Annotated in this window: 8 protein-coding genes; 3 read left to right on the top strand and 5 right to left on the bottom strand. The window is 59.3% G+C overall.

All coding sequences use genetic code 11. The features are described 5' to 3' along the window. Positions 1–238: 238 nt before the first annotated feature. Complete coding sequence (locus CNQ84_RS19680; RefSeq protein WP_096006461.1) at positions 239–802, bottom strand: hypothetical protein; 564 nt, start codon at positions 800–802, stop codon at positions 239–241. A 108-nt stretch (positions 803–910) separates the two neighbouring features. Next, complete coding sequence (locus tag CNQ84_RS19675) at positions 911–1339, bottom strand: acyl-CoA thioesterase (protein ID WP_235827226.1); 429 nt, start codon at positions 1337–1339, stop codon at positions 911–913. A gap of 103 nt (positions 1340–1442) precedes the next feature. Between CNQ84_RS19675 and CNQ84_RS19670 the strand changes: the two genes are divergently transcribed. Next, positions 1443–2171 (top strand): MlaA family lipoprotein, encoded by a 729-nt coding sequence (locus CNQ84_RS19670; protein ID WP_096006460.1) that lies wholly within the window; start codon positions 1443–1445, stop codon positions 2169–2171. A gap of 67 nt (positions 2172–2238) precedes the next feature. Here the strand turns inward: CNQ84_RS19670 and CNQ84_RS19665 are convergent, their stop codons facing one another. After that, the gene (locus tag CNQ84_RS19665; RefSeq protein ID WP_096006459.1) at positions 2239–2538 is read right to left on the bottom strand and encodes a PilZ domain-containing protein; all 300 of its coding nucleotides are present in this window, start codon (positions 2536–2538) and stop codon (positions 2239–2241) included. Between the two features lie 228 nt (positions 2539–2766). Between CNQ84_RS19665 and CNQ84_RS19660 the strand changes: the two genes are divergently transcribed. Further along, positions 2767–3963 (top strand): PP2C family protein-serine/threonine phosphatase, encoded by a 1197-nt coding sequence (locus tag CNQ84_RS19660; protein WP_096006458.1) that lies wholly within the window; start codon positions 2767–2769, stop codon positions 3961–3963. Next, complete coding sequence (gene rssC, locus CNQ84_RS19655) at positions 3963–4448, top strand: anti-sigma factor antagonist RssC (RefSeq protein WP_096006462.1); 486 nt, start codon at positions 3963–3965, stop codon at positions 4446–4448. The genes CNQ84_RS19660 and rssC overlap by 1 nt, the downstream gene beginning before the upstream one ends. Here the strand turns inward: rssC and tal are convergent. Both tal and dusA read right to left on the bottom strand, forming a co-directional pair. After that, positions 4437–5378, bottom strand: a complete 942-nt coding sequence (gene tal, locus CNQ84_RS19650) for a transaldolase (protein WP_096006457.1) — start codon at positions 5376–5378, stop codon at positions 4437–4439. The two genes, rssC and tal, sit on opposite strands and share 12 nt — an antisense overlap. A gap of 75 nt (positions 5379–5453) precedes the next feature. Next, positions 5454–6479 carry a tRNA dihydrouridine(20/20a) synthase DusA gene (gene dusA / locus CNQ84_RS19645; RefSeq protein ID WP_096006456.1) on the bottom strand — a complete coding sequence of 342 codons (1026 nt, stop codon included), beginning with the start codon at positions 6477–6479 and terminating at the stop codon, positions 5454–5456. Between the last annotated feature and the right edge of the window lie 244 nt (positions 6480–6723).

Here is a 6723-nt window from a genome sequence, read left to right as displayed (position 1 = left end):
AGGGTTGGATCTTCTTCGACGTCAGCGTCGCCGCGCTCTTTCAGCAGTCGGGCTTCCAAGCTGGTTGCCAGCGCCTGCAGGGCTTCTCGTTCTTCAACGGTCAGCTGTGAATCGCTTTCATTAAGGGTGGCCTGCAGCGACTCCAGCTGTGATTTCAGACGCTCTGTGGGCATGTAGTCTCTCCTGTCCTACGGGTTTGCTTCACTATACCCCTAGATAGACAACGCGTCCGCCGAATTTACGGCAACTCGGCTTTGCTCAGGCGTACTTCGATGTCGTCTAGGCAGCTGCCCAGCTCGTTCACGCTGTCGATCACGTAATGGGCCCCCGCGTTCATCAGTGTCATGGTGGCCTGCAGTCGCAGGCGGTCGTGGGTGTCGCTGTCCTGCTCTTCCCACTGCTGCATTTGTTGCTCGGTCAGTGCGCCGCTCAGCGCCGTGCCAACGGTCCAAAGGCCTGCATTGAGGCCGGCGCGCACGGCATCGGCGCTGCTGCATACCAGTACGCAATGACGCAAGCAGTCAGCCTGCATCTGGACGGCCAGCGTGGCGACGCGATCAGGGGCCGGAAACGGACGCAATGAGGGGCTGTCGGTCAGCACACTCTTAAGCAGGGGGCGCAGCGGCTGGCTATCCCGTGTTTCCTGGTCTGGCAGCAGCCCGGCAGCCAATGGACGTTGCGCCAGCTGCTGCAGGCAAGGCAATGCCTGCGGCAGCAGTGGCAGTGCGTCGGGAGTCGGGTCGGCGGCAGTCAGGGTGCCGGCGAGATCGAAGAGTACGGCCTCGATCCGGGGTGCGGTCATGGTCCGGGGTCCTTGTCGGAAACGGTGATGACCGCACATCATCTTGCAATTGTTTTGCAGTTTTATGACTTCGGGATGTTGCCGGGTATCCTTTGCCGCTATTGCATCTCAGTGGGCAGCCAGTGGTTCGGCACCCATGGCGAGACGTACGCTGTCCGGCACCGGAATCGGCCGCTGGCTGGCGACATCGATCCAGACCATCTTCACATCGCCATAGCCGACCAGGTCCGGTGAGCCGTTGCCGTACATCTTGTGTTCCAGCGTCAGGCTGGTGCGGCCAACCACGCCGGCATAGAGCTCCACAACGACCTTGCCCGGGTGGAATAACGGCTTGAGAAAATGGTGGGTACAGGTGAGCAGAACCAGGCCCTGGCCAACCTGACGGCGGTGCGCCCCCAGGCCGTCCAGCCATTCGATACGCGCCTCTTCGAGGTACTGGTAGTAGCGGGTATTGTTGACGTGCTGATTGCTGTCCATGTCGCCATAGCGAATGGGCAGTTCGGTGGTGTAGATCAAAGGGCCTTTGGTATCGGTCATGGGCAATTTTTCACTGAAATCAAATCGGGGTTTGCATTACACTGCGGGCCTGCGTCGGTATTGCCTGACTGACGAAACCAAGCCAGAACTGGAGAGGCCGCTGATGAACTCGCTGAAGACAGGAGTCGTGGTTGCACTGCTATCGGCACTGTCGTTGACCTGCATTACACCTGTTTTTGCCGCAGATGACTACGATGATTACCAGTCCGACTACGTTAATCCTGATCCGTGGGAGCGCTTTAACCGCGTGACCTTTCGCTTCAACGACACCCTTGATCGTTATGCAGTGAAGCCGGTTGCCAAAGGATACAAGGCGGTGACGCCCGAGTTCATGCGTGACGGTATCGGTAACGTTTTCCACAACCTGCAAGAGCCGATGAACTTCGTCAACAATACCCTGCAGGGCAAGTTCAATGAGGCTGGTGTGGACATGTCGCGCTTTCTGTTCAACACCTTGCTGGGCGGACTGGGTGCCGTAGATGTCGCCACGCGTATGGGGCTGGAGCGTAACGACGAGGATCTGGGGCAGACTCTGGGTTACTGGGGTGTGGAAAGCGGTCCTTACCTGATATTGCCTTTTATCGGCCCCAATACTCTGCGCGATACGGCTTCCAAGCTGCCGGAAAACTTCTTCAATTACAGCTACACCGGTTATATGAACGACATTCGTGTGCGTAACCAGATGTTTGCCACCGAGATGATTGATGCGCGTGCCGGGCTGCTGGATCGGGAGCGTCTGATTACCGGTGATCGTTATACCTTTGTTCGCAACGCCTACCTGCAGAATCGCGAGTACAAGGTGCGCGACGGCAACGTCCCTGACGAGTTCTAGGTTCGCCTTGTGCGGTGCCTGCGCCCGACCTGTTTGAGGTCGGGCGTTTTGCTATCTGGGCGCTGAATCAGTTCAGGCTGTCGAACTTCAGCCCGATGCTGAATTGTCCATCGCCCTCAGGCTCACAGCGGACCACCTCACCCGTTGCCTGCAATCCCTGCAGCCCGGGTGTGGGGGAAGAAATGGACAGGGTGACGGTCTTGCCTTCCTCCACCGCCTGTTGGCTGAGGACCAGAGAGCCCTGATTGGACAGGTCCCGGCAGATAACATCCAGTTCCAGGTCGCCGGTGCTCAGGCGGGCGCTGGTGTCCATGGTCATGCGCATGAAATCGCGTTTTTCACTGTACTGCTGGTCATGAAATGACATCGGCGGCTCCCGCTGCAAACAGGTACATTTTGTTGTTGCATTTCGCTGTTCATCCTAGTGCCGCCGGGGCGTGCAGACAAGCACCTGAATGCGGCCGGGCAACGGTTGCTAGATAGAACGGATGGGAGTAGTGTTTCCCCCTTGAAAACGCCGGGGTACTGCCGGCCCGATTCAGCCACCCTGTGGTCTCCGTGGAAACGCGCACCGAGACGTTGACGTAGGGACTCTATGCAGCCTTCAGGCACAACATTGCTGGTGATTGACGATGACGATCAGGTTCGCCAGCGTCTGACCGCCTACTTGGAAGAGCTTGGTTGCGACGTGTTGCAAGCCGCAACCGCCGGGGACGGCGTTGCGCTGTTTCATGATGCACGCCCGGAGCTGGTGCTCTGCGACTTGCATCTTGGCAATGGTCAGGGCTTCGAGGTGGTCCGTCAGATCACCGAGACCGGGCTGGAAGTGCCGGTTATCGTCATGTGCGCCGATGGCGCCATGGCTGACGCGGTGGAAGCCCTGCGCCTGGGCGCCAGTGATTTCCTGCTCAACCCCATGCACGACCCGGAAGTGTTGTCGCACGCCGTGCGTCGAGCGCTGGATCGCGCACGGCTGCGGTTGGAAAACCAGCGAATCCGGGAGCGCCTGGAGCGTGCCAATCGTGAGCTTGAGGTGCATCTTAAAGAGCTGCGCGATGATCAGGCCGCAGGTCACCAGGTGCAGCTCAACATGCTGCCGCAGACGCCTTGGGTCAGTGGCGAATACAAGCTGGAGCATCGACTGATTCCGTCGCTGTATCTGTCCGGCGACTTTGTCGATTATTTCCGTATTTCGGATTCTCAGCTGGGGTTCTACCTTGCCGATGTCTCCGGACACGGTTCGTCGTCGGCCTTCGTTACCGTGCTGCTCAAGTTCATGACCACGCGGTTGATGTACGAACAGCGCAAAACCGAAGGGCGAGCGAGCGGTCGAATCGAGTTCAAGCCCTCGGATGTGCTTGGTCACATCAATCGCAGCCTGATCAACTGCAAGCTTGGCAAGCACGTCACCATGCTCGGTGGTGTGATTGATGAGCAGGCGCGTACGCTTACTTACAGTATTGGCGGGCATTTACCCCTGCCGGTTATCTATACTGAAGGTCAGGCGCGTTATCTCACCGGCAAGGGGCGCCCGGTCGGCCTGTTTGAAGATGCCGAGTATCAGAATGAAACCATCGAGCTCCCGGAGCGTTTTAGCCTGACGCTGTGTTCCGATGGTGTGCTGGATTGCCTGGAAGGCTCTACGCTGAAGGATAAGGAAGCCCGTTTGCCAGCATTAATTGCCGCGCATGGCGGGACGATGCAGGGTATTATGGCGGCCCTGGGGCTGGACCCCAATAAAACCATGCCTGATGACATTTCCGTGTTGGTGTTGAGCAGGAACGCAGAATGATGACCACTGGCAAGATCCAGTTTGCCGAAGAGCAGGGCACCTTCGTGCTCAAGTTCATTGGTGACGTACGCCTCACGCTCTGTGCGGCGCTGGATTCTTATATCGAAAAAATCTTCAGCGTGCTCAGCTTCGAGTCGATCGTCATTGATCTGACTGAAACCGAGTGCATTGACAGTACATCCCTTGGCCTGTTGGCCAAGCTGTCCATCCTGTCGCGGCAAAAAGTCGGCTTTCTGCCGACGCTGGTGTCCAACCACGATGATATGAACCGTCTGCTGCAAAGCATGGGCTTTGATCAGGTCTTCAATATCGTGCCGGAAAGCACGCCCAGCTGCGAAGAGTTGCAGGATCTGCCCGCGCAGATGCTGTCCGAAGAGAAGGTCAAGCGTAAGGTGCTCGAAGCACACCGTATCCTGATGAATCTCAACGACAGCAACCGTGAAGCCTTTCGCGATCTGGTCAGCGCGCTGGAATCAGACGCCTGACGCCATTATCAGGCGCTCCAGCTTGAGTTGATCTGCTGCAAAGGCCCGAATCCCCTCCGCCAGTTTTTCCGTTGCCATGGCATCTTCATTATGTGCCCAGCGGAACGCCTTCTCGTCCAGCAATTGACGTTCGTCGACCTCACCCTGAGTCAGGGCGGGTGATAGCTGCAGGGTGCCCTGTTGCTCGCGCAGGCTTTCCAGCAGTTGCGGACTGATGGTCAGACGATCACAGCCGGTCAGAGCCTCGATTTGTCCGGTATTGCGGAAGCTGGCCCCCATGACGACGGTGCTGTACAGGTGCTGCTTGTAGTAGCGGAAGATGCGCGCCACTGACTGCACGCCCGGGTCGTCCAGGCCTGCGTAGTCGCGTCCTTCGTGATGCTTGTACCAATCATAGATGCGGCCGACAAACGGCGAGATCAGATAGACTCCGGCGTCGGCACAGGCTTGGGCCTGGGCGAAGGAGAACAGCAGGGTCAGGTTGCACTGAATGCCTTCACGTTCCAGCGCCGCAGCGGCCTGTATGCCCTCCCAGGTGGCAGCGATCTTGATCAGTACGCGGTCACGGGTAACGCCTGCACGCTCATATAGCTCGATCAACTCGACGGCCTTGCGCAGCGTGGCAGCGGTATCAAAGGAGAGGCGGGCATCTACCTCGGTGGAAATTCGGCCTGGAATCAGCTGCAGAATCTCCCGTCCGATGGCCACGGCAAAACGGTCGCAGGCGTTGGCTACCGGATCGCTGCTGTCCTTGGCGTCGGCGATGGCCTGTTGCAGCAGCGGTTCGCAGCGGGGCAGCGAGGCTGCCTTGAGCAGCAGGGAGGGGTTGGTGGTGGCGTCGGTCGGTTGCAGTTGGGCGATAGCGTCGATGTCGCCGGTGTCGGCGACGATCTGGGTGTGCTGTTTCAGGCTGTCGAGTTTCGAGGTCATGATGCTAGGCAGGTTCCATAGGGCTTTGCCTGACCTTACCCTATGCGCTCTGACAGTCGCAATCGCCAACAGGTCTTATGCTCTTTCTAGCCTGGCCTGCATCTGCTCAAACAACTGATCGAACAGCGCCAATGGCTGCTCGGTGCGATGAATGGTGGTACTCAGTTCCCGACGGAAGTGCCGAGCACCCGGCAAGCCCTGGAACAGCCCCAGCATGTGCCGGGTGATGTGGTGCATCTGTCCGCCGGCGGCCAGATGCTGCTCAATGTAGGGCCGCATCTGCGCCAGTACCTCCAGCCGTGTTGGCTGTGGGTGGTCGTCGTTGAAGAACGCCTGATCCACCGCAGCGAGCAGCCAGGGGTTGTGATACGCCTCGCGCCCCACCATCACGCCATCCACGTGGTCCAGTTGAGCCTGCATGACGTCCAGGCTGGTGAGGCCACCGTTGAGGATGATTTCCAGCTGCGGGAAGTCGCGCTTGAGTTGCTGCACTACCTCGTACCTGAGCGGCGGAATCTCCCGGTTTTCCTTCGGAGATAAGCCCTCAAGGATGGCGATGCGCGCATGCACAGTGAAGCTGGTGCAACCGGCGGCGTGCACGGTGCCGACAAAGTCGCATAGCTGCTGGTAGCTGTCGCGGCCATTGATGCCAATGCGGTGCTTGACGGTGATCGGCGTGCTGCAGGCATCCTGCATAGCCTTCACGCAGTCGCCCACCAGTTCGGGGTGGGCCATCAGGCAGGCGCCAATCATATTGTTCTGCACTCGATCGCTCGGACAGCCGACATTCAGGTTCACCTCCGCATACCCGGCCGCCTCGGCCAGCGCCGCGCACTGCGCCAGCTCCTGCGGGCTGCTGCCGCCCAGCTGCAGCGCCACCGGTTGCTCTGCGCTGTGGTAACCGAGGAACCGTTCACGGTCGCCATGCAGCACAGCACCGGTGGTCACCATCTCTGTGTACAGCAACGCATGACGGCTGATCAGTCGCGCAAAGTAGCGGTAGTGGCGATCAGTCCAATCCATCATCGGCGCAACGCTGAAGCGGCGATTGGGCTCAGGGCGCGTGGTTGCTGGGCTGGGCGAGGAGGCTTGCGGGTTCATGGCTGACTGTCTGTGAGGTGCGGTTTATGGCTGTTGGCGCTCAGCAGGGGGCGGATCGCCCGAGCGGAGCCGCATTTTATCAGGAAAGTCGCGCCCCCGAGCGGGGGCGCGACAAAGCGCTTGAGGTGCTCGGCTGTCGGGCGTGTCGGCGGCGGCTGATGTTGCTTGGCGAGTTGCCTATTGTTCGTATAAAAGCTCCTCAGGCCGCCGCCACGAGCGGCTCGGCCGCCTCAAGTTCCAAGTG

The organism is Pseudomonas abyssi (assembly GCF_002307495.1).
GTDB lineage: Bacteria > Pseudomonadota > Gammaproteobacteria > Pseudomonadales > Pseudomonadaceae > Halopseudomonas > Halopseudomonas abyssi.
The sequence above is the reverse complement of the archived record's forward strand: the minus strand, read 5'-3'. Positions and strand labels throughout refer to the sequence as shown.

What these genes read in the sequence shown, in the direction of transcription:
- CNQ84_RS19680 (WP_096006461.1), bottom strand. Translation starts at nt 802, where the DNA reads ATGACCGCACCCCGGATCGAGGCCGTACTCTTCGATCTCGCCGGCACC.
- CNQ84_RS19675 (WP_235827226.1), bottom strand. Translation starts at nt 1,339, where the DNA reads ATGACCGATACCAAAGGCCCTTTGATCTACACCACCGAACTGCCCATT.
- CNQ84_RS19670 (WP_096006460.1), top strand. Translation starts at nt 1,443, where the DNA reads ATGAACTCGCTGAAGACAGGAGTCGTGGTTGCACTGCTATCGGCACTG.
- CNQ84_RS19665 (WP_096006459.1), bottom strand. Translation starts at nt 2,538, where the DNA reads ATGTCATTTCATGACCAGCAGTACAGTGAAAAACGCGATTTCATGCGC.
- CNQ84_RS19660 (WP_096006458.1), top strand. Translation starts at nt 2,767, where the DNA reads ATGCAGCCTTCAGGCACAACATTGCTGGTGATTGACGATGACGATCAG.
- rssC (WP_096006462.1), top strand. Translation starts at nt 3,963, where the DNA reads ATGACCACTGGCAAGATCCAGTTTGCCGAAGAGCAGGGCACCTTCGTG.
- tal (WP_096006457.1), bottom strand. Translation starts at nt 5,378, where the DNA reads ATGACCTCGAAACTCGACAGCCTGAAACAGCACACCCAGATCGTCGCC.
- dusA (WP_096006456.1), bottom strand. Translation starts at nt 6,479, where the DNA reads ATGAACCCGCAAGCCTCCTCGCCCAGCCCAGCAACCACGCGCCCTGAG.